The 23,210-nt window shown below is 71.5% G+C and carries 18 protein-coding genes; 5 read left to right on the forward strand and 13 right to left on the reverse strand.

What is annotated here, in order from left to right; all coding sequences use genetic code 11:
• Positions 1 to 33: 33 nt before the first annotated feature.
• The 7 genes from IE231_RS07970 to IE231_RS08000 all read right to left on the reverse strand — a co-directional run bounded on the left by IE231_RS07970 (position 34) and on the right by IE231_RS08000 (position 7,408).
• Entirely contained in the window at positions 34 to 693 is a 660-nt protein-coding gene (locus IE231_RS07970; RefSeq protein WP_189693410.1) for a DedA family protein, read from the reverse strand.
• Positions 694 to 823: 130 nt separating this feature from the next.
• Entirely contained in the window at positions 824 to 1,021 is a 198-nt protein-coding gene (locus IE231_RS07975; protein WP_189693411.1) for a hypothetical protein, read from the reverse strand.
• Between the two features lie 125 nt (positions 1,022 to 1,146).
• Positions 1,147 to 3,033, reverse strand: a complete 1,887-nt coding sequence (locus IE231_RS07980; protein ID WP_189693412.1) for an ABC-F family ATP-binding cassette domain-containing protein — start codon at positions 3,031 to 3,033, stop codon at positions 1,147 to 1,149.
• A 106-nt stretch (positions 3,034 to 3,139) separates the two neighbouring features.
• Positions 3,140 to 4,105, reverse strand: coding sequence for a 4-(cytidine 5'-diphospho)-2-C-methyl-D-erythritol kinase (locus IE231_RS07985; protein WP_189693413.1), 966 nt, complete (start codon positions 4,103 to 4,105; stop codon positions 3,140 to 3,142).
• Positions 4,106 to 4,115: 10 nt separating this feature from the next.
• Positions 4,116 to 4,994: a 16S rRNA (adenine(1518)-N(6)/adenine(1519)-N(6))-dimethyltransferase RsmA gene (gene rsmA, locus IE231_RS07990; RefSeq protein ID WP_189693414.1), complete on the reverse strand. Its 879-nt coding sequence runs from the start codon at positions 4,992 to 4,994 to the stop codon at positions 4,116 to 4,118.
• Positions 4,995 to 5,043: 49 nt separating this feature from the next.
• A complete protein-coding gene (locus IE231_RS07995) occupies positions 5,044 to 6,234 on the reverse strand; it encodes a resuscitation-promoting factor (protein ID WP_304944924.1) in 1,191 nt (396 codons plus the stop codon).
• A gap of 184 nt (positions 6,235 to 6,418) precedes the next feature.
• Complete coding sequence (locus IE231_RS08000) at positions 6,419 to 7,408, reverse strand: TatD family hydrolase (RefSeq protein WP_189693416.1); 990 nt, start codon at positions 7,406 to 7,408, stop codon at positions 6,419 to 6,421.
• 114 nt (positions 7,409 to 7,522) lie between these two features.
• Here IE231_RS08000 and IE231_RS08005 point away from each other — a divergent pair, with 114 nt between their 5' ends.
• Genes IE231_RS08005 through IE231_RS08015 form a run of 3 tightly spaced genes read left to right on the forward strand, consistent with a single transcriptional unit; the run spans position 7,523 to position 12,321 of the window.
• Entirely contained in the window at positions 7,523 to 8,581 is a 1,059-nt protein-coding gene (locus IE231_RS08005; RefSeq protein WP_189693417.1) for an AAA family ATPase, read from the forward strand.
• Positions 8,582 to 8,590: 9 nt separating this feature from the next.
• Positions 8,591 to 9,949: a DUF58 domain-containing protein gene (locus tag IE231_RS08010; RefSeq protein WP_189693418.1), complete on the forward strand. Its 1,359-nt coding sequence runs from the start codon at positions 8,591 to 8,593 to the stop codon at positions 9,947 to 9,949.
• Positions 9,946 to 12,321, forward strand: coding sequence for a transglutaminase TgpA family protein (locus IE231_RS08015; protein WP_189693419.1), 2,376 nt, complete (start codon positions 9,946 to 9,948; stop codon positions 12,319 to 12,321). The genes IE231_RS08010 and IE231_RS08015 overlap by 4 nt, the downstream gene beginning before the upstream one ends.
• A gap of 49 nt (positions 12,322 to 12,370) precedes the next feature.
• On the opposite strand, the gene IE231_RS08020 is transcribed toward IE231_RS08015, so the two are convergent.
• Both IE231_RS08020 and rsmI read right to left on the reverse strand, forming a co-directional pair.
• Positions 12,371 to 13,972 (reverse strand): NAD-dependent succinate-semialdehyde dehydrogenase, encoded by a 1,602-nt coding sequence (locus tag IE231_RS08020; protein ID WP_189693420.1) that lies wholly within the window; start codon positions 13,970 to 13,972, stop codon positions 12,371 to 12,373.
• 79 nt (positions 13,973 to 14,051) lie between these two features.
• Positions 14,052 to 14,873, reverse strand: coding sequence for a 16S rRNA (cytidine(1402)-2'-O)-methyltransferase (gene rsmI, locus IE231_RS08025; protein ID WP_229866602.1), 822 nt, complete (start codon positions 14,871 to 14,873; stop codon positions 14,052 to 14,054).
• A gap of 200 nt (positions 14,874 to 15,073) precedes the next feature.
• Here rsmI and IE231_RS08030 point away from each other — a divergent pair, with 200 nt between their 5' ends.
• Complete coding sequence (locus tag IE231_RS08030; protein ID WP_229866581.1) at positions 15,074 to 16,738, forward strand: dolichyl-phosphate-mannose--protein mannosyltransferase; 1,665 nt, start codon at positions 15,074 to 15,076, stop codon at positions 16,736 to 16,738.
• 47 nt (positions 16,739 to 16,785) lie between these two features.
• Positions 16,786 to 18,708: an AMP-dependent synthetase/ligase gene (locus tag IE231_RS08035; RefSeq protein ID WP_189693423.1), complete on the forward strand. Its 1,923-nt coding sequence runs from the start codon at positions 16,786 to 16,788 to the stop codon at positions 18,706 to 18,708.
• Here IE231_RS08035 and IE231_RS18495 read toward each other — a convergent pair.
• The 4 genes from IE231_RS18495 to IE231_RS08055 all read right to left on the reverse strand — a co-directional run bounded on the left by IE231_RS18495 (position 18,696) and on the right by IE231_RS08055 (position 23,111).
• Positions 18,696 to 19,478, reverse strand: a complete 783-nt coding sequence (locus tag IE231_RS18495; RefSeq protein WP_306341560.1) for a TIGR01906 family membrane protein — start codon at positions 19,476 to 19,478, stop codon at positions 18,696 to 18,698. The genes IE231_RS08035 and IE231_RS18495 overlap by 13 nt on opposite strands.
• A 542-nt stretch (positions 19,479 to 20,020) precedes the next feature.
• Entirely contained in the window at positions 20,021 to 21,271 is a 1,251-nt protein-coding gene (locus tag IE231_RS08045; protein WP_229866583.1) for a L,D-transpeptidase, read from the reverse strand.
• A gap of 164 nt (positions 21,272 to 21,435) precedes the next feature.
• Positions 21,436 to 22,917 carry an adenosylhomocysteinase gene (ahcY, locus tag IE231_RS08050; protein ID WP_189693425.1) on the reverse strand — a complete coding sequence of 494 codons (1,482 nt, stop codon included), beginning with the start codon at positions 22,915 to 22,917 and terminating at the stop codon, positions 21,436 to 21,438.
• The gene (locus IE231_RS08055; RefSeq protein WP_189693426.1) at positions 22,914 to 23,111 is read right to left on the reverse strand and encodes a Trm112 family protein; all 198 of its coding nucleotides are present in this window, start codon (positions 23,109 to 23,111) and stop codon (positions 22,914 to 22,916) included. The genes ahcY and IE231_RS08055 overlap by 4 nt, the downstream gene beginning before the upstream one ends.
• Positions 23,112 to 23,210 lie beyond the last annotated feature (99 nt).

A 23,210-nucleotide genomic window follows, 5' to 3' on the forward strand; every position in this document is an offset into this window, starting at 1 on the left:
GCGCCGCACTCGCGCCGCGGGGGGGCACTGGCCTCAGTGGCCGTCTGAGGGATCCGAGGCGGGCCGCGGCCGGGACGTGCTCTCCCGGCGCCGCTCCCTGCGGCCCTTGCGGACGCGCCAGACGATGAGCGCGATGACGGCGATCAGCGCCACGATGGCCGCCGCGTCCCTGCCCACAGCCCCGGCGACAGCCTTGTAGGAGGCGCCGGCGAGGAAGCCGAGGAGCGTGAAGCCGATTCCCCAGACGAGGCCCCCGAGCGAGTTGAACCCGAGGAAGCGCGGATAGTGCATGCGGGAGGTTCCGGCCAGAGCGGGCATCACCGCGCGGAAGAACGCGACGAAGCGGCCCAGGAAGACCGCCCAGCCGCCCCTCGTGCGCAGGAATGCCTCGGCGTCGTCAAGCTTGCCGCGGTGGCGGTTGAAGGCCCGCAGCTTCAGGAGCCTCGGACCGAAGTGCCGCCCGATCTCGTACCCCACCGTGTCGCCGAGGACGGCGGCGACGACGACGAGCGGCGCCATGATCCACACATCCGCCTTGCCCTGGTTGGCGATGACCCCGCCGAGGACGGCAGCGGTCTCTCCGGGGATGACGAACCCGACGAAGACCGCGTCTTCGGCGAAGACGAACGCGAACACGAGCACGTATGCCAGCAGCGGCGGCATCGAGAGGATCGCGTCGACGAGGGAGCCCATCCGAACGATCCTAGGCTCCCGTGCTGGGAGCTTCCAGAGCGCGCACGCGGGCCCGGCTCAGCAGGGGCTGCACGACTCAGCGGGACCGGACGGCTCAGCGCGGCTGTACGACTCAGCGGGACTGGACGGCTCAGCGGAGCTGGACGGCGGCGGCGTCCGTGCGGTGGACCATGTGCCGGCCCTGGCCGCCGTCTTCGACGACCCAGAGGACGGAGCCGTCGGGCGCAACCGCGTCGACAGTCCCGTCGATGACGAGCCGCCCGGGCGCCGTGACGGTGACGGGATCCCCCGGCACCACGAGCGTGAAGTCGTCAGTACGCCCACCCATGTGCGTCCCCTTCCGGCGCGGCAGCCCTCGGCTGCCGACGTGGCACCAACAGGCCGAGCGTAGGGCCCGCAGGTGCCGTCGGGATGACGCACAGGTGAATCCTCGGGGCCGGTGGGACTCCCGCCCTACTCGACGATCTCCGAGGCCTCGAGCCAGGCCATCTCGAGCTCGTCCTTCTGGGCGAGGATGCCCTGCAGCTGCGTGTTGAGCTCACCGAGGCGGCCGTAGTCCTCCGCGGACTCGGCCATCTGGGCGTGCAGCTTCTCCTCCTGGGAGGTGAGCTTGGTCAGCTGGCGCTCGATCCGGGACAGCTCCTTGCGCGCCTCGCGCTTCTCGGCCTCGCTGTGCCGCGAGGAGCCGGCAGCGTCCGACGGCGCGCGGCCGCCGGAAGCGGAGTCCGCCGCCGAGGCGGGTCCTGAGGCAGAGGCCGCTCCCGCCGTCGTTCCTGCCGAGCCGCCCGTGGCCCTCTCAGCTGCCGCGAGCGCCTCCTCGCGCAGGGCCAGGTACTGGTCGACGCCGCCGGGCAGGTCCCGCACCTTGCCGTCCCCGAGCAGGGCGAGCTGGTGGTCCGTGACCCGCTCGAGCAGGTACCTGTCGTGGCTGACCACCACGAGGGTCCCCGGCCAGCCGTCGAGCACGTCCTCGACCGCGGCGAGGGTCTCGGTGTCGAGGTCGTTGGTGGGCTCGTCGAGCATGAGCACGTTGGGCTCCCCCACGAGGAGCCGCAGGAGCTGGAGCCGACGCCGCTCGCCGCCGGAGAGCTCGGAGACGCGGGTCCACTGCTTCTCATTGGTGAAGCCGAGCTGTTCGACGAGCTGCCCGGCGGTGAGGTCCTTGCCCCCGACCGAGAACGTCTGCTTCTCGCGCTGGATGACCTCCACGACCCGCAGGTCCGCGACGTCGTCGAGCTCCCGGACTTCCTGGCTCAGGACAGCCGGCACCACGGTCTTGCCCCGCCTGACCCGTCCCGACGTCGCGGCGATCTCGCCTGAGAGGAGGCGCAGGAGGGTGGATTTCCCGGCGCCGTTCACGCCTACGAGGCCCACACGCTCTCCTGGCGCCAGGCGCAGGGTGAGGTTGTCGAGGAGCGGCCGGGCGCCGTCGGCCGGCGCTGTGGCCGACGGGTACGCGAGGGTCACGCTCTCGAGGTCGATGACGTCCTTGCCGAGCCGGGCCGTGGCCATCGTCGAGAGCGCGACCGTGTCGCGGGGCTCGGGGACGTCGGCGATGAGGGCGTTCGCGGCGTCGATCCTGAACTTGGGCTTGGACGTCCGGGCGGGCGCGCCGCGGCGGAGCCACGCAAGCTCCTTCTTCATGAGGTTCTGGCGCTTGCCCTCGACGACGGCGGCCATCCGGTCGCGCTCGGCGCGGGCCAGCACGTAGGCCGCGTAGCCGCCCTCGAACGGTTCGACGATGCCGTCGTGCACCTCCCACGTGTCCGTGCAGACCTCGTCGAGGAACCACCGGTCGTGGGTGACGACGAGGAAGGCGCCGTCGGTGGGCCGCCAACGGGTCTTGAGGTGCCGCGCGAGCCAGGCCACGCCCTCGACGTCGAGGTGGTTGGTGGGCTCGTCGAGCATGATGACGTCGTGCGGCTCGATGAGGAGCTTGGCCAGGGCCACGCGGCGCTTCTGGCCGCCGGAGAGCGAGGAGACCTGGGCCTCCCAGTCCACGTCCGCCACGAGGCCGCCCATGATGTCGCGGATCTTCGGGTTGGACGCCCACTCGTAGTCGGCCCGGTCCCCGACGATCGCCGCGCCCACGCTCAGGTCGCCGTCGAGGACGTCGGTCTGGTCGAGGTAGCCGACGTTGACGTCGCGCCGCTTGGTGACGCGCCCCGCGTCGGGTTCGAGCCGTTGAGCGAGGAGCCGCATGAGCGTGGACTTGCCGTCCCCGTTGCGGCCGACGATGCCGATCCGGTCGCCCTCGTTGAGGCCGACCGTCACGCCGTCGAGCACCGTGCGGGTGCCGAAGGAAAGGGCCAGGCTCTCGCCGCCGAGCAGGTGTGCCACAGGTGGAACGTCCTTCGCATGGACCGGGAATGGGACGACAGAAGCCTACCGCCGCCGCCCCCGGCCGCGCGTCGTGGGGTCCGGCGGGACTCGAGGACGAGAGGGGCTAGAGGACCGTATCGCTGACGATGCGGGCCCCGGGAACGGGCCCGTGCACGGCGAACGCCTCCACACCCCGGTGCCCGAGGTCCTCTGCGAGGTCCGCGGCCGCATCGGCATCCTGCGCGAGGAGCGCGATGGTGGGGCCGGAGCCCGAGACCATGGAGGCAAGCGCGCCGTGGGAGTCGGCCCACCCGAGGGTGTCGCGCAGCCCAGGCGCCAGGCCGATCGCCGCCCGCTGCAGGTCGTTGACGAGGAGATGGGAGAGTCCTCCCGCGTCCCCCGTGCGGAGGGCGGCGAGGATCGCCGGCTCGACGTCGGTCGGCTCGGCAGCGTGGACCCCCTCGGCCTGACGGAGCCGGTCCAGCTCCGCGTACACGCGCGGGGTGCTGAGGCCGAACTCCGCCGGGACGAGGACCCAGTCGAAGCGGCTCGTGGCAAGCGCCGGCGAGAGCTGGTCGCCGAGCCCGAGTCCCACCGCCGCGCCGCCCAGGAGCGCGAAGGGCACGTCGGCCCCCAGCTCTCCGGCGACGTGGGCGAGCTCCTCGCGTGAGAGGCCCGAGCCCCACAGCGCGTCGCACGCGAGCAGCGTCGCGGCGGCGTCCGCGGACCCGCCGCCCATGCCGCCGGCCACCGGGACCCGCTTGGTGATCGTGAGGTGCACACCCGTGGGGTTCTCGGTCATCTCGGCCATCAGCCGGGCCGCTTTGACCGCGAGGTTGCGCTCGTCCAGGGGGATGTCGAGGGAGTCGACGTCGAGGGTGCTGTCAGGGCCGAGGCTCACGGTGACGCCCGGCTCGGGCGTGCTCGTGGCCGTGACCTCCTCGAAGAGGGAGACGGCGAGGTAGACGCTCGCGACCGAGTGGTACCCGTCAGGGCGGAGCGGGCCGACCTGGAGCGAGACATTGACCTTGCCCGGGGCCTTGACCCTCACGGACCGGGGGCGGCCGCCGGGGCCGGTGGGGGTGCGCATGGCCTCCACGCTAGCCGACCGCGCTTCCGGCGGCCCGGCCCTGCTCGGCGATGCGGGCGAAGTCGGCGACCCCGAGCACCTCGCCTCGCGCCTGCGGGTCCACGGAGGCAGCGCGCAGGATCCGCTCCGCCTCCGCGCCGGATCCTGCCCAGCCGGCCAGGGCTGCCCGCAGCGTCTTGCGGCGCTGGGCGAAGGCGGCGTCGATCACCGCGAAGACCTCCTCGCGGGTGGCGGTGGTGGCGGGCGGTTCGGTGCGGGTGAAGCCCACGAGCCCGGAGCTGATCTTGGGCGCCGGCCAGAAGACGTTCATGCCGATCACCCCCGCCTTGCGCATGGTCCCGTACCAGGCGGCCTTGACGCTCGGCACGCCGTAGATCTTCGATCCGGGAAGGGCCGCGAGGCGGTCGGCCACCTCGTCCTGGACCATGACCAGCCCGTGGCGCAGGCTGTCGAAGTGCTCGAGGAGGTGCAGCACCACGGGGACCGCGACGTTGTACGGGAGGTTCGCCACGAGCGCCGTCGGCTGCCGCGGCAGCTCGGTGACCTTGAGCGCGTCGGAGAGCACGAGGTCGAAGCGGCCGACGGCGTCCGGCCGCCATCGCTGAACGGTCGCCGGGAGCTTCCCGGCGAGCACGGGGTCGATCTCGACAGCGACGACGTGGGCGGCCGCGTCCAGCAGTCCGAGCGTGAGCGAGCCGAGCCCCGGCCCAACCTCGAGGACGGTCTCCGAGGGGTCGAGCCGCGCGGCGGCCACGATGCGGCGGATGGTGTTGCCGTCGATCACGAAGTTCTGCCCGAGGGTCTTCGTGGGCCGGATCCCGAGCTCCCCAGCCAGGGCGCGGATGTCCGCGGCGCCGAGGAGTGGTGCGGTTCCGGGGGCGTCAGTCACCCGAGCATCCTATCGGGACGCGGGGTCCGGCCCCGCGACCGTGGCGGCCTCAGCCGCCGACCGCGGTGCGGCAGCCCCAGGGCGCGAGGCCGGCCTTGGCGTAGTAGGTGTTGGCCACGGCGATCTGCTGCTCCCGGGTCGCAAGGGACGCATTCGGGGCGTACTGGCCGCCGCCGTTGGCCAGCCACGAGGAGATGTCGAACTGGAGGCCGCCGTAGTAGCCGTTGCCGGTGTTGGCGGCCCAGTTCCCGCTCGACTCGCACTGGGCGATCTTGTCCCACATGGCCCCGTTCATGACGGCCGGCGCGGCGGCGCCGGAATTCTGGCCGGTGCTCGGGGCGGCCGCAGCGGGCTTGGGCTTCGTGCCGACCAGGACCTTCTGCGGCACGGGTGCCTTTGTGACGTTCTGGGAGACGAGGGTGCGCTGGGCCTCCCGTCCGTCCACCGTCACGAGCTGGTAGTGCTTCTCGAGCGTGCCGTCGGAGCCCGCCTGCACCACCTTGGTGTCGCCGACGGTGAGGTCGGCGCTCTCGGTCTTCTCTGTGCTGAACGGGATGGCGTCGGTGGTCGTCGCCGCGCCCGAGGTGTCCACGCGGGTGACCTTGAGCGCCATGTTGGCCACGACGGGCGCGGCACCCGGGGCTGAGACGCGGTCGGCCGCGCCGGGGGTGATCCCCAGCTCGGCGAGCAGGTCCGCGACGGTTGCGGCCGTCGTCGTGCGCGTGACGGGGTTGCCGTCCACGATGACGGTGACGTCCTTGGGGGTGGAGATCCGGATCGGCGCGGAGTCGGTCTGAAGCTGGGTGGAGGGGTCCACCGAGGCGGCCGAGGCGGCGGGGAGGCCGAGCTGGCCCACGAGGGCCGCGACGTCGGGCGCGGTCGTGTCCACGACGCGCCGCGCGCCGTCGATGTCCAGGGTGAGGTGCTTGGCCCGGTTCACGGTGACGACGGCGCCGTCCGCGACGTCCGCGGTCAGCGCGGGGCTCACCCTGTCTGCCGAGCCGACCTCCACTGCCGCGCTCTTCACGACCTCGTCCACCGTTGAGGCGAACGTCGTGACCCGTGTCGTCTGGCCGTCCACGTCCAGCGTGACGCTCTTGCCGTTCACCACGAAGGCGGTGGTTCCGAGGGCGAGGGCCGCCACGACGGCGGCCTGGCCTGCGATGCGGACCGCGGAGCGGCGGGTTGCGGGGGCGGTCTCAGCGGCGCGGGCAGCGCGGCGTCCGGAGGGTGGCGTCACAAGGTTCCAATGCTCGTTCCGTCCGGGCACTCCCCCAGCCCCGGCCATCGAGGATCGACTGTAACCGAAACGTTATCGCCGAGTCCAAACGGCGACGCCCGCCCCGGACCGCCGAACGCCGCGCAACCGGGGCCGCCGAACGTCGCGCAACCGGGGCCGTGGAACGCCCTGCAACCGGGGCCGGCTAGCTCCAGGAGCCGTACGCCTCCTCGGTATTGGCGGAGACCCGCGCGCACAGCTCGGCGAGGTCCGCGCCGAGGACCTCGGCCATGGAACGGACGGTGTAGGGGACCATGTAGCTCGCATTGGGCCTGCCCCGGAAGGGGTGCGGCGTCAGGTACGGCGAATCGGTCTCCACGAGGATCCGGGACGGCTCGGCGACCGCGATGGCCCGGCGGAGGTTCTCGGCGTTCTTGAAGGTGAAGGTCCCCGCGAAGGAGAGGAACCAGCCATTCTCGTTGCACGTCCGGGCGAGGTCCTCATCCCCCGAGAAGCAGTGGAACACGACGCGTTCGGGCGCCCCTTCCTCTCCGAGGATCCGCACCACGTCCTCATGTGCGTCGCGGTCGTGGATCTGCAGGGTCTTGCCGAGCCGCTTGGCAAGGTCGATGTGCCAGCGGAACGAGTCGTGCTGGACCGCGAGCGCGTCCCCCTTGGAGCGGAAGTAGTCCAGGCCGGTCTCGCCGATGGCCCGGACGCGGGGATGCGCCGCGAGCCGCTCGATCTCTGCGTACGCCGCCTCGAGCTCTCCCCGGGCGGCGTAGCGGGGCGCGTCGTTGGGATGGAGGGCCACGGCCCCGAGGAGACGAGGATCGGCGTCGACCGCCTCCACCGTGAAGCGGGAGGACTCCAGATCGCACCCCACCTGGACCGCGCGGTCCACCCCGACGGCCGCAGCGGCGTCGAGCGCGTCCTTCACGCCGACCTCGACGAGGCCGTCCCGGAAGTCCAGGTGCGTGTGGTTGTCCACGACCGGGACGGGCAGCGGTTCGGGCGCCGGCGCGTACTCCCGGGGGCGCCGGCGGCCGCTCTCTCCGGTCGCGGCGCTGCCGGACGACGGCGCCTTCCCGCCGTCGGTGCGCTTCTCGCCGCCGGCGTCCTCGGGGGCAGCGCCCTCGGGGGCGGGTCCGGAGTCAGTCCATCGGTAGGCGCGGGGCGGGCGGGCGGAGCACATGGGCTCCACTGTAGTCACAGCGGCAGTCGCAGCGACGCGGCAGAGAACCGGCGCTGAGGGTACCGTTGAACCAGGTGTGATGCGGGACACTGCCCGCCTACTCCGGGAGGACGCATGGACGGCCACGACGCCGGGACGGACCACCACGAGGCCACGGTCAGCCCGCTGCGCCCAGTTCACCCTCAAGGCCGGCCCGAACCGATGGAGGCAGCGCGGTTCAAGGCCGCCTGCGAGCGGATCCTCGCCTCGATCGGCCGCGTCGTGGACGGGCAGGCCGAAGCTGCCCGATTGGCCCTCACAGTCCTGCTGGCGCAGGGCCACCTGCTCGTCGAGGACGTCCCCGGCGTCGGCAAGACCATGCTCGCCAAGACGCTCGCCCGCTCCATCGACTGCTCGGTGAGCCGGATCCAGTTCACCCCGGACCTGCTCCCGAGCGACGTCACCGGGGTGTCCATCTACAACCAGGCCACCCGTCAGTTCGAGTTCCGTCCGGGTGCCGTGTTCGCGAACATCGTGATCGGGGATGAGATCAACCGAGCGTCCGCGAAGACCCAGTCGGCGCTGCTCGAGTGCATGGAGGAGCACCAGGTGACGGTTGACGGCACGTCCTACCCGCTCGGCGAGCCGTTCATGGTGGTTGCGACGCAGAACCCGATCGAGATGGAGGGCACCTACCCCCTGCCCGAGGCACAGCGTGACCGTTTCATGGCGCGCATCTCGATGGGCTACCCGGATGCTGCGGCCGAGGCCGAGATGCTCGAGAACCACCAGTCGGACTCGCCGCTGCTCAAGGTCGAGCCGGTCGTGGACGCTGCAGAGGTCCGCTCCATGACCGCCACGGTCAAGGACGTCTTCGTCTCGGCCCCCGTCAAGGAGTACACGGTCGCCCTGGGCAGCGCCACGCGGACGAGCGAGCGCCTCCGGCTCGGAGCCAGCCCCCGCGCGGTGCTCCAGCTCCTGCGTGCGGCCAAGGCCCGCGCGGCCCTCGGGGGCAGGGACTTCGTGCTCCCGGACGACGTCGCCGCCATGGCGCCCGCGGTCCTCACGCACCGCCTCGTGCTCGACCGCCGGGCCGCGGGCAGCGGCCTGACCGCGGCCGGGGTGCTCCGGGCGCTCATCGAGTCCGTGCCCGTCCCCGCGGCGGGAGCACCGGCCTCGCGCCGGCGGGGCTGAGGGATTCCGATGGCCTCGGCGGCTCCACGGACCACCTGGCAGGGCACGCTCACGCCCCGAGGGTGGGGGTTTGTGGCCGCCGCCGCGGTGGCCCTGCTCGCTGCCCAGGTCATGGGCCGCCGGGACCTGCTGCACCTGGCGGTCTTCCTCGCGCTCGTGCCGGCCGCGGCCCTGGTCTCCAACCTCCTCATCCGCCCGTCGATGACGGTGCAGCGCATGCCCCGGCCGGACGTCGTCGAGGCGGGACACCTCACCGAGATCGCGCTGAGCCTGAGCCACAGCGGCCTGCTCTCTGGCCGCATGTCGATGGCGGAGCAGCTCCCGGCCAGCCTCGGAACCGGTCCCTCCTTCGTCTACCCGGGCCGCTCGGTCTCCCGCGACGGCGCGAGCCACTACCGCTACGAGCTCGCCTGTCCTCGGCGCGGCCTCTTCGAGCTCGGCCCGGTCGAGGCACGCCACACCGACCCGTTCGGACTCGCCGAGAGGCACAGCCGTCTGGGCAGCACCTCCCGCCTCACAGTGACGCCGGCAGCGGTCCCGCTGGCAGCCAGCGTGCTGGCCGGCGTGCGCGGTGCTGAGGGCTCCGTCGCGGCCCGCATCCAGTCCACCCCCAGCGACGACGACGTCATGACCCGCGAATATCGGCACGGGGACCCGATGCGGCGCGTCCACTGGGCCGCGACCGCGCGGCACGGCGAGCTCATGGTCCGCCAGGAGGAGGCGGCGGTCTCCCCCGAGGCGACCCTCGTGGTGGACCTGCGCCGTCCGGCCTTCCCGCTGCAGGGGCGCGAGGACCGTGACGGCGCCGATTCCCCCGCCTTCGAGTGGGCGGTCACCGCCGTGATGTCGATCGCAGCGCATCTGGCCGAGCTCGGCTACTCGCTCCGCCTGCTCGAGCACGGCGGCGGCCCGGCGCTCGCGCACTCGGCATCAGCGCCGGAACCCGACAGCAGCGACTACAGCGGCCGCGAGGGGCTTGCCATGGTGGCCGAGGGACTCGCCGCCATCGCCCCGCTCGACGGACCGACGGCCGCGGGGTTCAGCGACACCCTCCTGGACAGGATCGAGGCCCATCACCAGCGAGGGCCGATCGTGGCGGTCCTCGGGCGCACCGGCCGGGAGGATGCGCGCCAGCTCGCCGCGGCGGCGGGGGGCGCCGAACGGGCCATCGCACTCGTCGTCACCCCGAGGGCAGGAACCTCGCGCGACGCCGTCGAGGCACTGCGGGACGAGGGCTGGCTCGCGGCCGAGGCCACGCCGCGCTCGTCGGTAGCGCACCTGTGGGCGGCGCTCACCGCGGAGGCTCCGCCCAGCAGGGCAGACGAGGGTAGGACGTTCGGCGGCGAGTCCACGAGGAGCACTGCGTGAGCAGGGTGCTGAGGCGCCGCGTCCAGTGGCGCCATCTTCCGGCCGAGGGCTTCCTGGCGCTGGCGGTCTGCGGGGGCGCCGTCAGCTACTCTGGCGTGCTGCGGGGGTACAGCTGGCTGTACCCCGTGCTCGTCGTCGTGTGCGCGGCCCTCGCCGGCGTCTCGGCCGCCCGGCTGTTCCGGCTGCACCCCGTGCTCGTCGCGCTCGCGGGCGCCGCGGCCTGGATCATCGGCATGGACTCGATGTTCTTCCGCGACTCGAGCGTGGCCGGGATCGTCCCCTCGCTCCAGACGGCGGCCGCGGCGAAGGAAGCGCTGGACCAGGCCTGGCACACGATCGCGTTCGACGCCGTGCCTGCCGCACCCAATGTGGGCATCGTCGCCCTCACGGCGGGCGCGCTCGGCCTCATCGCACTCGTCGCCGAGACGATCGCCGTCTCGTGCCGCATGCCTGCCCTCTCCGGCGTTGCGGTGCTCGCCGTGCTCGTGGTTCCTGCGGTGCTCAAGCCCGAGAGCGTTGGGCCGGTCGGCTTCGCTGCCGCGGCTGCCGGCTATCTGGGACTCGTCGCCACGGCAGGCTCGGCCGCCAGCAGCCAGGAGGCCGCCGGTCGGCCGCAAGGAACGGCCCGGGGCGACGACGTGGAACCCCATCGCATGGGCGCGGCCCTCTCGCCGACGCGGCTCGTGGTGCTCGTGGCGGCCGTGGTCGCCGGCGCGCTCGTCGTGCCGCAGATCATCCCCGGCTTCGCCCGGGGCACCTTCCCCGAGGGCTCGCGCCTGAGCGCGCTAGGCCAGAACGTCGGCCTGAATCCCCTCATCACCCTCGGCAGCGACCTGCGCAGCTCGAACGCCCTCGGGGTCCTGACGTACGCGACCGACTCCACCGCTCCCGTGTACCTGCGGACGGTCACGGTCGAGGACTTCAATGGCGGCTCGTGGGCCCCCGAGAACCACGACGACCAGCTCCAGCGCCCCATCGGCCAGATCTCCTCCGGCAATCAGGTGACGGTCCCCACGACGTCGTCCACCACGGTCATCAACACCGGCGGGTTCACCAGCCCCTACCTCCCGGCCCCCTATGCCCCGATGGCGTTCGACGGCGTCCGCGGGGACTTCGGCTGGGATCCGAGCGATCTGAGCGTCAAAGGGCCCCCGGCCGCAAGCCAGAACCAGTTCTACACGGTGCACTCGACCATGCCGCAGATCACCGCGGCGGCCCTCAGCGCCGCCGTCACCGCGCCCCACGGGATCGATCTCGTGGCCAAGGAGGTTCCCCGCGGCGTCCCGGACCGGGTGCGCGCCGCAGCAGAGCAGGTGACGGCGGGCGCCTCGACCCCCTACGCGCGGGCCCTCGCGATCCAGGCGTGGCTGCGCACGTTCACCTACTCCGAGAAGACCCCTGTCGAGGACGGCTACGACGGGACCGGGATGGACGTGCTGGACGTCTTCCTGCAGAAGCGTGCCGGATACTGCATCCACTTCGCCGCGGCCATGGCCGTCATGGCCCGCCTCGTCGGCATCCCCAGCAGGATCGCGGTCGGCTTCGCCCCGGGGCACCCCACGGGCCGGACGGTGGCGATCCCCTCCGCCGAAGCTCTGCCGGAGTACCAGGTGGACGGGAAGGACGCCCACGCGTGGCCCGAGCTGTACTTCCAGGGACTGGGCTGGGTCCCCTTCGAACCCACCCCCTCACGGGGCGTCCTGCCGGCCTACGCCTTCACCGACACCACGGGCCAGGGCGGCAGCACCAACCTCGACAACCTGAACGAGGGGCTGCGCCCCGGTCCGGCCACCGGCGCTCCGGTGCCCGCCCCGGGCCAGGCCCCGCAGGGGGCCCGGACCGCGCCGGAATCCTCCTGGCTGCCGGCGCTCCTGCTGGCCCTCGGCGTCCTCGCGGTGGCGGTCGTCGTCGCACTCCCCGCGGCGGTGCGTGCGGCCCAGCGCCGACGCCGCCTCGCGAGGGGCCTGCGGGGCATCTGGGAGGAGCTCGAGGCGGTGGGGCTCGACCACGGACTCGCGCCGGACCCCGCTGACACCCCCAGGAGCTTCGCGAATCGGCTAGGGGCGTGGGAGGCGCACGACGGCGGGGTGCACCGCGCGCTCGATACCCTCACCACCGAATACGAGCGGCACCAGTTCGGCCGTCCGGGCTATGAGGCGGACGAGGAGGCCGCCCGCGCGGCCGTCTCCGAGGTGCACCGCGCCGGCCGGCTCGCCCAGCGGCCGGTGCACCGCGCCCGGATCGCCGCGCTCCCGCCGTCGTCCTTCGCGTGGCTGAGCCGGGCCGTGATGCGGCTGGCCCCCGCAGCCAGGGCTGCGGGGGCCAGGACACGAGCCGCCTTCAGAAGGGTGCTGCGGCACAAGAAGGGCTAGGGCCGCCTCACCAGCGACCCGCGGTCACCTCCCAGCGACCCGGGACAGGTTACTGCGCGTAGGGATCGGCGATGCCGATGTACTGCACCGTCGTGTACTCGTCGATGCCCTCGGCGCCGCCCTCGCGGCCGAGCCCGGACTGCTTGACGCCGCCGAACGGGGCGGCAGCGTTCGAGATGACACCGGCGTTGAAGCCGACCATGCCGAACTCGATCTGCTCCGCGACCCGGAACATGCGGGCATAGTCCCGCGTGTACAGGTACGAGGCGAGGCCGTACTCGCTCGCGTTCGCGAGGCGGATGGCCTCCTCCTCGGTCGCGAACGTGGTCACCGGGGCCACCGGGCCGAAGATCTCGTTGCGGAGGATCTCCGCGTCGTTCGGGACGTTGGCGAGGACGGTCGGCTGGTAGAAGTACCCGTCGCCTTCCACCACGTCGCCGCCCGTGGCCACGGTCGCGCCGGAGGAGACGGCCTCCGTGACGAGGGCGTGGACGTCCTTGCGGGCGCCCCCGTCGATGAGCGGGCCAACGGTGGTCTCGGACTCGGTACCGCGGCCCGGCTTGAGGGCAGCCATCGCGGCAGCGAACTTCTGCGTGAACTCCTCGGCCACCGACTCCTGCACGAGGAAGCGGTTCGCGGCCGTGCAGGCCTCGCCCATGTTGCGCATCTTGGCGGCCATCGCGCCCTCGACGGCCTTGTCCAGGTCCGCGTCCTCGAACACGAGGAACGGGGCGTTCCCGCCGAGCTCCATCGACGTGCGCAGCACGTTCTGTGCGGCATCGGCGAGCAGTCGCTGGCCCACCGGAGTCGACCCGGTGAAGGAGACCTTGCGCAGGCGCGAGTCCTTCATGAGGGGACCGGAGATGCTCGAGGCCGACGAGGAGGAGACGACGTTGACGACGCCGGCCGGCACGCCGGCCTCGACGAGGACGGCCGCGAACAGCTGCGTGGTGAGCGGGGTGAACTTGGCCGGCTTGATGATGGCCGTGCAGCCGGCCGCGAGCGCCGGGCCGACCTTGCGGGTCGCCATCGCGAGCGGGAAGTTCCACGGCGTGATGAGCAGCGCCGGGCCCACGGGCTTGCGCTGGACGAGGATCTTGTTCTTGCCCTCGGGGGTGGTGAGGTAGCGGCCGTAGTCGCGCACTGCCTCTTCCGAGAACCAGCGCAGGAACTCCGCGCCGTAGGTGACCTCGCCGCGGGATTCGGCCAGCGGCTTGCCCATCTCGAGCGTCATGAGCAGGGCGAAGTCGTCGGCCCGCTCGGTGACGATGTCGAAGGCACGGCGGAGGATCTCGCCGCGCTCACGGGGCGCGGTGCGGGCCCACGCGGCCTGGGCGGCGTCGGCTGCGTCGAGCGCGGCGATGGCGTCCTCGCTCGTGCCGTCAGCGATCTCGAGCAGCGGCTTGCCGGTCGCGGGATCCTCGACCGTGAACTTCTTGCCGCCCGTGGCCTCGCGCCATTCGCCGTTGATCAGCAGGCCGGTGGGGACTTTGGCAAGCAGTTCCTGCTCGCGCTCCGGTGTGACAGCAGTAGTCTCAGACACGTCGACTCCTTCAAGGCGCACGCTCGACCTCGAGCGCGGGTGGACTCCTTCCACGCTAGGCCCCCGGCCGCGTCGCTGTCCATGCTGACGGATACGACAGTGACGCATCCCACTTGTGCAGGTGCACAAACGACTCCCGCGTCATTCCGCGGTTTTCAATGCGGCGTCAGCGGGTTTCAATGCGCCGTCAGCGGGCAGCAATGACCGCGGCGTACAGCTGACGCTTGCTCGCTCCGGCTTCCTCCGCCACGACCGCAACGGCGTCCTTGAGGCGGGTGCCCCCGGCCACGAGCGACTGCACCTCGGCCACGAGATCCTCAGGCCTCGCCGGAGCCTGCTCCGGCGCACCTTCGACGACGACGGCAATCTCGCCCCGGACCTCGCCGGCTTCCGCCCACGCCGCGAGCTCCGCGGCACCCCCACGCAGGACCTCCTCATACGCCTTCGTCAGTTCGCGGCACACCGCGACCCTCCGACTGCCGCCGAAGGCCTCGGCCAGCGCGCGCAGCATCGCGGCCAGGCGATGAGGCGCCTCGAAGAACACCATGGTGCGCCGCTCACTCCGCAGCTGGGCGAGGCGCGAGGCCCGCTCCCCCGCCTTGCGCGGGAGGAACCCCTCGAAGCAGAACCTGTCGGTCGGCAGACCGGAGAGCGCCAGCGCAGTGAGCACGGCAGAGGGGCCGGGCACCGCCGTCACCGTGAGGCCTTGGTCCACGGCAGCCTCGACGAGCCGGAACCCCGGATCCGAGACAGCCGGCATGCCCGCATCAGTGACAAGCAGCACCGTGGCACCGCCGGCCACCGCCTCCAGGAGCTCGGGGGTCTTCGCGGACTCGTTGTGCTCGTGGTAGCTGAGCACGCGTCCGCGGGGCTGGACTCCCAGTCCGTGGACGAGGCGCGAGAGGCGGCGCGTGTCCTCCGCCGCGATGATGTCGGCCTCGCCGAGCAGCTCAACAAGCCGTCGGCTCGCGTCCCCCAGATTGCCGATGGGCGTCGCCGCCAGGACCACCGCCCCGCCGCCGGGCGAGCGCGCCGGTCCCGCCCCGCCGTCGTACGCCGAAGGGGACGGCTCTTCCTCCGCAGACTCCCGGCGCGCGGCGCCCTCGACGGCGGATTCCTCCGCTGCGAAGTCCTGCGGCGGCTCGGCGGATGTCTCGGGAGGCTGCACCGCCTCAGCCTACGCCAGCGGCCCCGGTAGCATGGGGCGCGATGGCCACGCCGACCCAGACCCGTCCGCAGGTGCGCAGCTGGAACTCCCCGCGCACCCGCCTCCGTGACCCGGCTGCCACGGCCGGCGAGGGCCCCTCGGAGGCGCTCCGCCGCCGCCTGCTGGGTGGGGCGGCGGTGCGGTGGAGGGACACTGACAGGCGTGACCGGGTGCTGGTGTGGCTCGTGCCAGTGCTGGTCGGGGCCGTGGCGGGGATCCTGCGGTTCTGGCAGCTCGACCGGCCGCACGCGCTCATCTTCGACGAGACCTACTACGTCAAGGACGCCTACTCCTACCTCGTCTCGGGTGTGGAGCGCGCGTGGAGCGAGAACGCGAACGACCTCTTTGTCCGCGGTGACATGTCAGGGCTCCTGGCGTCCCCCGAATACGTGGTCCACCCGCCCGTGGGCAAATGGATGATCGCGTTCGGCATGGAACTGTTCGGGCCCGCGAGCTCGTTCGGCTGGCGCTTCTCCGCCGCGCTCGTGGGAACCCTCTCGGTCATGATGACGGCGTGGGCCGCGCACCGTCTGTTCCGCTCTCACACGCTCGCCGCGGCGGCCGGACTGCTCCTCGCGATCGACGGCCACCACCTCGTGCTCTCCCGCACGGGCATTCTCGACATCTTCCTCTCGTTCTGGATCCTCGCCGCGTTCTGCGCCCTCCTGCTCGACCGCGACGATGCGCGACGCCGCCTCGCCTCCCGGCTGGGGAAGCTGGCCGGCCCTGACGGGCGGATACGGCCGACGGCGCTCGTCACGGGCCCGTGGCTCGGCGTGCGGTGGTGGCGCATCGCCGCAAGCGTGTGCCTGGGCCTCGCCGTCGGGGTCAAGTGGTCCGCGCTCGCGTTCATCGCCGTCTTCGGCCTCATGACCGTCCTGTGGGACGCCGGTGCCCGGCGGGAGGCGGGCATCCGGGCGTGGCTTCCCGCCGCCGTCATCCGTGACGCGCCGCTCGCAGCAGCCAGCATCCTCGTCACCGCGGGCGCGGTCTACCTCGCGTCATGGACGGGCTGGTTCCTGTCCGACAACGGCTTCTACCGGCACTGGGCAGAGGCGAATCCGGACCCCGCGTGGAATTGGGTGCCAGCCCCCATCCGTTCCCTGGTGCATTACCACCAGGAGGCCTATGCCTTCCACAACGGGCTGTCCACCCCGCATCCCTATGCCTCCTCGCCCTGGAGCTGGCTGCTCCAGGGCCGGCCGGTTTCGTTCTACTACACCGAGCCCTCGGGCGTGTGCGGGGTGCAGCACTGCTCGTCGGCGGTGCTGTCGGTCGGCAATCCCCTCATCTGGTGGGGCGGAACCATCGCCCTGGCCGTGCTGGTGCTCCTGTGGGCGGGCCGCCGCGACTGGCGTGCCGGGGCGATACTGTCAGGCGTCGCGGCCGGCTACCTCCCGTGGTTCTTCTACCCGGACCGCACGATGTTCGCGTTCTACGCGGTCGCGTTCGAGCCGTTCATCGTCCTCGCTCTGGCCATGATGCTCGGGCTGATGCTGGGACGGCCCACGGATGCCCTGGCGCGCCGGCAGGCGGGGTTCCTCGCCGTCGGCGTCTTCGTGCTCGCCGCACTCGTCGTCTCGGCCTACCTGATGCCCATCTGGACAGCGGAACCCCTCCCGTACATCGAGTGGCGGCTCAGGCTGTGGATGCCGAGCTGGACGTAGGCGCCTGCCCGTAGCGCATCCGGGGAGATGGCAGGATGGGACCGGGGATGAACGCCACACCAGACGAGTCCGCAGCGCCCGAGCGCGGAGGAGGAGACAACGTGAGCGGCCAACCGCAGCCCGGATCCAGCCAGCATCCAGCACCGGCGGAGGCCTCCGCCGAGCTCCTCACCGCGCTCCCCCCGAGCTCGAACGTCACTGACCTGCTGGAGTCCCGCGCGGCAGAGACGCCGGACACGGCCCTCTTCTCCCTGCGCACCGAGACAGGCTGGGAGGACGTCAGCGCGGCCCAGTTCCGAAGCGAGGTCCAGGCCTTGGCCAAAGGCCTCATCGCGAGCGGCCTGGACGTCGGAGACCGGGTAGCGATCGTCTCCGCATCCAGCTATGAATGGGCCCTGACCGACTTCGCCGTCTGGTACGCCGGCGGCGTGCCAGTCCCCATCTACGAGACGTCCTCCCCGGCGCAGATCGCCTTCATCCTCGCAGACTCCGGCGCGAAGCGCGTCTTCGTCGAGAACAGTCACCTCGAGCTCGCCGTCCAGGATGCCATGACCTCGCTGCCCGAGCTCGCCCAGACGTGGCTGCCGGTGACCCTGATGGCGGATGACGGGCCCGGCTCGACCCTGCGGTCCCTGACCGGCCCCGGCCTCGGCGTCTCCGACGGCGAGCTCGAGCTCCACCGCGGGGCGGCCACCCTCGACTCGCTCGCGACGCTCGTGTACACCTCAGGCACCACGAGCCGCCCCAAGGGCTGCGAGATCACGCACGCGAACCTGGCCCTCCTCGCAGAGAACCTGCGCGCCCACCTTCCCGAGGTCGTCGGTCCCGGCTCGCGGACCCTCATGTTCCTTCCCCTGGCGCACGTCCTGGCGCGCGCCGTGCAGGTCACGTGCGTCGCGGCCGGCGTCACGGTGGGTCATTCGCGCCAGTCCACACTGCTGGCGGACCTCGCCACGTTCCGTCCCACCTTCCTCCTGGCCGTCCCGCGGGTGTTCGAGAAGGTCTATGCCTCGGCCCGCGAACGGGCGGAGGGCGTGCGCGGTTCGCTGTTCGTGCGGGCTGCGGCCACGGCGCGCGAGTACTCGAGGGCGCTCGACGACGAGGCGGCCGGCCGCGGCGAGGGCCCGAACCGCCGGCTGCGGATCCGGCACGCCGTGTTCGACCGCCTCGTGTACAGCAGGCTGCGGGCGGCCTTCGGCGGCAGCGTGTCCACCATTGTGTCCGGCGGGAGCGCGCTCAGCCCCACCCTCGCGCACTTCTTCCGGGGCGCCGGGCTCACCGTGCTGGAGGGGTACGGCCTCACCGAGACGACCGCGCCGTGCACCGTCAACACGCCGTCGGCGACGCGCATCGGGACCGTGGGCCGGCCCGTTCCCGGCACGTCGATCCGGATCGCGGAGAACGGCGAGGTCCTCGTCAAGGGGATCGGCGTGATCCGAGGCTACACGGCGGCGGGCTCCGCCGCCGCAGCAGGGGCGTTCCGCCCCGACGGCTACTTCGCCACGGGCGATCTCGGCTCGCTCGACCCGGACGGGTTCCTCACGCTCACCGGGCGCCTCAAGGACATCCTGGTGACGGCCGGCGGCAAGAATGTGGTGCCCGGCCCCTTGGAGGAGGTTCTCGAGGAATCGGAGCTCATCGCCCACGCCGTGGTCGTCGGCGAGGGCCGGCCGTTCATCGGTGCGGTCGTGGCGCTCGACGGCGAGCGGCTCGCCTCGTGGGCGCGACGCCGCGGGCGCGTGCTGGGGGTGGCGGAGGCAGCGTCGGATCCCGAAGTGATCGCCGAGCTCCAGCGTGCGGTGGACGCAGCGAACGCCGCAGTCTCGCGCGCCGAATCGATTCGGCGCATCGTGATCCTGCCCCGGGAACTGACGCTCGAGGACGGGGACCTCACGCCGTCGCTGAAGCTGCGGAGGCAGTACCTGCTGGACTCCGTCCCCGAGGCCCTCGAGGAGCTCTACTCGGCGTGAGCCGAAGACTCCTCTGCGTTCTCATCGTCGCCCGCCGCAAGGCGCCGAGCACGACGGCGCGGGGTCGGCCAGCAGAAGATCACCAGCAGGCTCGCCACGAGGGCCACCAGGACACCGATCACGAGGGCGGAGTCGATCCAGAACTGGCCCGGGAAGAGCCGGATGAGGGTGTCCTCCAGACGGAAGGTCCACGTCCCGTTGGCGAAGAAGATGCGGTGGAAGTCCGTGAAGAACTGCTGCCAGCCGAGGGCCGCGAGGACGGCAAGCGCCACGATGATGCCGATGGTGACGAAGGCGCCGGCGAACAGCCCCCGCACGAACGCCCCCTTGGACTTGCGCAGGCCGAAGTATGCGAACACGAAGAACAGGAGCAGGACGAGGCCGGCGGCGTAGGCGGCGAAGACGACGCCCTTGACGTCTGCCATGTGGCTGACCTCGCCGGCCGTGAAGAGGTGGTCGCCCGAGGGGAAGACGAGGTTGCCGAGGTACCGCGGGCCCGAAAGGTTTGCGAGGTAGTCCACGGCGTACGAGCCGTAGGTGAGGCGGTCGTCGGTAGTGAATCCGTAGCCGTCGCCCGGGAAGCCCGGTCGGTAGTACTCGATCCACAGGAACACCGGGCTCGCGACCAGCCGGACAGCCGCGATGAGCAGGAGGAACGGCAGCAGGATCGCCATGAGGACCTGGACCACCCGAGGGCCCGCTGGCTTCGACCGGGCCACGGCGTCCCGCTGGGCAGTCCGCCGCTCCACTTCGTCCTGGGGAGGACGCACGTTGAGGGCGCCTGTGGGAGCGGGCTCGTGATGCGGCCGCGGGGCCTCCTCGGGGTGCCGTGTCTCCTCGTCGAGGTGGCGCGGGCCCGCCGTCGTGCGCCCAGCAGGGGCGGCCCCGGAGGGCGCTGGCTCAGAGGGCGCTGGCTCAGAGGGCGCTGGCTCGGAGGGTGCTGGCTCGGAGGAGGCCGGCCCAGAAGGGGCCGGATGCGCCGCGTCGGCCTCGCGGGCGGCTCGCTCGCCGCCCGCACGGTTCTCTGCGGCCGGACGCCCGGAAGCAGAACTCCCCGCGGCAGAACTTCCGGCAGCCGCGCCGTCGCTGCGTCCGGAGCCCTTCTTCATCCATTCGAAGGCCGGTTCGTCGCTGTCCCGGGACTCGTCGAAATCGGCACCCGGCTCGGATCCGGATTTGTTGTCGGTCAACATGTCACCGTCCAGTAGAGGCCTCAGGGGCCTGGCGTAACAGGGTCTGTGTCCACGCTACCCTCCGGTCACCGCGCCGAGGGCGCGGCTACGCCCACGTGTGGCCGAAGCGTTATCCGTTCCTAGCCGTTCGCGTACTGCGACCACGGGATGTTCCAGTCCCCGAACCCGTCGTCGAAGTTCGCGTAGTCGCCGTCCGTGTTGATGACCTGGACGACGTCACCGGTGGTCATGTTGTTGAAGACCCAGGCCGCGCCGTCGGGACCGAGCCCGATGCAGCCGTGTGAGAGGTTCACCTGGCCCAGGTAGGGCAGGGCATTGTCGGTCGCCTGGTGGATGAACTCACCGCTCGGCGTCAGTCGGGTGGCGTACTCGACGTCGAGCTCGCCGTAGTTGGCCGGGTCCCCCGGCTTGAGGCCGATCGACGCGGCCACGAAGTGCGCACGGCGCTGCTTCTCCATGAGGACCAGGTAGCCGCGGGCCGAGGGGAACCGCTCGTCGCCCAGAGTTGCAGGCCACGTCTGCACGGGCTTGTCGTTGATGTAGGCCGTGAAGGTGTGCGCCTTGGCATCCGCAACTGCGGTCCGCTTGTCCCCGATGTGGACCGTGTTGGTCTTCGTGAAGTTGCCGATCTGCCCCTTGCCCAGATCCACGCCGAAGAGGTCCATCTTCACCGTGATCGTGCTGTTGGCGGCCCAGAACGATTCCGGGCGATACCGCACCACCGTATCGCTGAACCAGTGGAAGGCCCCGGCCTGGCCGGACGTCGAGGTGACCGTGATGGCCTTCTCGACGGCCTTCTTGTTCGTCACCGGCTCACTGAAGGTGAGCTGTATCGGCTGCGCCACGCCGACGCTCATGCCATCCAGCGGGTACATCGCCGCATCCGCCTCGTTCTTGGTCGAGACAGTCGTAAAGGTCGAGGTGGCGCTCGAGGTACGCCCCGCGCCGTCGAGCGTCGTGTACGTGAACGTGTAGGTCGTGTTGAACGCCAGCTGGCCGCTCGACGTCCACTGGCTGCGTCCGGCGCCGAGGGCGCCCTCGATGTCCTGGCCCGAAGCGGACCGCAGGCTCACGTTGTCGATGGTGCCGTTGGCCACTGCGAGGGTGACCGGCGCAGCGGGGTTGACCTCCTTGGCGCCCGCCGCGGGCACCGCCGTGACCGTGGCGGGCTTGACCACAGGAAATGCGGTTCCCGGCTGGCTGCGCAGGGGGGACGCCGCTTCCGAGCTGATGGGTGGTGCGGCCTGCAGAGGGCCGATGGCGACGAACGTCCCGGCAATCCCGAGGATCGCGAGGACAGCGACGAGGATCGCGATCTTGCCGCCTCTGCCCAACTTCCTCCGCCCGGACGCCGTCGCCTGACCATCCACGTGCATGTCCCCTTCGCGTTGCCTCTGGCACCGATGTTGCCTCCGCCACTGACGGCCTGTCGTACGGATGCCTCATCCAAGGGTACCGGCATGGCTGTCACGTCCCGGCAACAGTCGGGACACGAACCGGGGCCGCGGAGCGTTCAGCGGTGGGCCGGGACGGATCAGTACCGGTAGTGGTCCGCCTTGTACGGTCCCGCGACGTCGACGTCGAGGTACTCGGCCTGGTCCTTGGTCAGCTCAGTCAGCTCCACGCCGAGTGCGTCCAGATGCAGGCGCGCCACCTTCTCGTCCAGGATCTTCGGCAGCACGTAGACCTTGTTCTCGTACTCCCCGGTGTCCCGCTTGGTCCAGAGCTCGATCTGGGCGATCGTCTGATTGGCGAAGGAGTTGCTCATGACGAAGGAGGGGTGGCCGGTCGCGTTGCCGAGGTTCAGCAGCCGGCCCTCGGAGAGGACGATGACCGAGTGCTCGGGCACCGCACCGTCCAGGCCGCTTGAGGCGGGGAAGATCCACTCGTGGACCTGCGGCTTGATCTCGACCTTCTGCACGCCCGGGACCTTCGCGAGCCCGGCCATGTCGATCTCGTTGTCGAAGTGCCCCACGTTGCCCACGATGGCCTTGTCCTTCATAGCCGCCATGTGTTCGGCGAGGATGATGTCCTTGCCGCCCGTGGTGGTGATGAAGAGGTCGCCCTGGGCAAGGACGGACTCGAGCCGCGCCACCTGGTAGCCGTCCATCGCCGCCTGCAGCGCGCAGATCGGGTCGATCTCGGTCACGATCACGCGGGCTCCTTGGCCGCGCAGGGCCTCGGCTGCGCCCTTGCCGACGTCACCGTAGCCGCAGACCACCGCGACCTTGCCGCCGATCAGCACATCGGTGGCGCGGTTGATCCCGTCCGGCAGGGAGTGGCGGATGCCGTACTTGTTGTCGAACTTGCTCTTGGTCACCGCGTCGTTGACGTTGATGGCCGGGAACAGGAGCTTTCCCTGCTCGGCGAGCTGGTAGAGGCGGTGGACGCCCGTGGTGGTCTCCTCACTCACGCCCTTGATGCCGGCGGCGATGCGGGTCCACTTGCGCGGGTCCTTCTCCTGGCCCGCCCGCAGGACGTCCAGGATGATGCGGTACTCGTCCGCGTCCTCGTCGGTGGCCGGCGGCACAGCGCCGGCGGCCTCGAACTCGACGCCCTTGTGGACCAGGAGCGTTGCGTCTCCCCCATCGTCGAGGATCATGTTCGGGCCCAGCGCGGGGTCCTGCTCGGCGCCGGGCCACGTCAGGATCTGCTCAGCGGTCCACCAGTACTCGTCGAGGCTCTCGCCCTTCCACGCGAAGACTGGAACGCCGTGCGGGTCCTCGGGCGTGCCGCTGCCGACGACGACGGCTGCTGCCGCCTCGTCCTGTGTCGAGAAGATGTTGCACGAGGCCCAGCGGACCTGCGCGCCGAGGGCGACGAGGGTCTCGATCAGCACCGCCGTCTGGACGGTCATGTGCAGCGAGCCCGCGATGCGAGCGCCCGCGAGCGGCTGGGACTCGCCGAACTCCTCTCGCAGCGCCATGAGGCCCGGCATCTCGTGCTCGGCGAGCCGGATCTGGTGCCGGCCCGCCTCATGGAGGGAGAGGTCCTTGACCTTGTAGTCGAGCGTCATGCGGAATGCTCCTGGGTATCGGCGGCAGTCAGGTGGGGAAGGAGAACAGGGATGCCGTCCTCGATCGGATAGCGGGGAGCCGTTCCGTCGGGCCCCGGTTCCGTCGCGACGAGGGCATCCCCCTCCTGGACGAGCGGAGACCCAGTCACGGGGCACCGGAGAATGGCGAGCAGCGACGGGCTGAGATTCGGCATGCCCTCTAGACTACCGACCCCCGCAGCAGGAGCGCGCGCGGGCCCTCCCCGCCAACCGTGGAGAGAACGGAGCGCGGGCAGAGCAGTGGGGTCGGGCAG

Origin of the sequence: Sinomonas cellulolyticus, assembly GCF_014656475.1 — a bacterium.
GTDB classification, from domain to species: domain Bacteria; phylum Actinomycetota; class Actinomycetes; order Actinomycetales; family Micrococcaceae; genus Sinomonas; species Sinomonas cellulolyticus.

Excerpts from the sequence above, each read along its gene's own strand:
- IE231_RS07970 (WP_189693410.1), bottom strand. The coding sequence starts at position 693 with ATGGGCTCCCTCGTCGACGCGATCCTCTCGATGCCGCCGCTGCTGGCA.
- IE231_RS07975 (WP_189693411.1), bottom strand. The coding sequence starts at position 1,021 with ATGGGTGGGCGTACTGACGACTTCACGCTCGTGGTGCCGGGGGATCCC.
- IE231_RS07985 (WP_189693413.1), bottom strand. The coding sequence starts at position 4,105 with ATGCGCACCCCCACCGGCCCCGGCGGCCGCCCCCGGTCCGTGAGGGTC.
- IE231_RS08000 (WP_189693416.1), bottom strand. The coding sequence starts at position 7,408 with ATGTGCTCCGCCCGCCCGCCCCGCGCCTACCGATGGACTGACTCCGGA.
- IE231_RS08005 (WP_189693417.1), top strand. The coding sequence starts at position 7,523 with ATGGACGGCCACGACGCCGGGACGGACCACCACGAGGCCACGGTCAGC.
- IE231_RS08010 (WP_189693418.1), top strand. The coding sequence starts at position 8,591 with ATGGCCTCGGCGGCTCCACGGACCACCTGGCAGGGCACGCTCACGCCC.
- IE231_RS08020 (WP_189693420.1), bottom strand. The coding sequence starts at position 13,972 with ATGCGTCACTGTCGTATCCGTCAGCATGGACAGCGACGCGGCCGGGGG.
- IE231_RS08030 (WP_229866581.1), top strand. The coding sequence starts at position 15,074 with ATGGCCACGCCGACCCAGACCCGTCCGCAGGTGCGCAGCTGGAACTCC.
- IE231_RS08035 (WP_189693423.1), top strand. The coding sequence starts at position 16,786 with ATGAACGCCACACCAGACGAGTCCGCAGCGCCCGAGCGCGGAGGAGGA.
- ahcY (WP_189693425.1), bottom strand. The coding sequence starts at position 22,917 with ATGACGCTCGACTACAAGGTCAAGGACCTCTCCCTCCATGAGGCGGGC.
- IE231_RS08055 (WP_189693426.1), bottom strand. The coding sequence starts at position 23,111 with ATGCCGAATCTCAGCCCGTCGCTGCTCGCCATTCTCCGGTGCCCCGTG.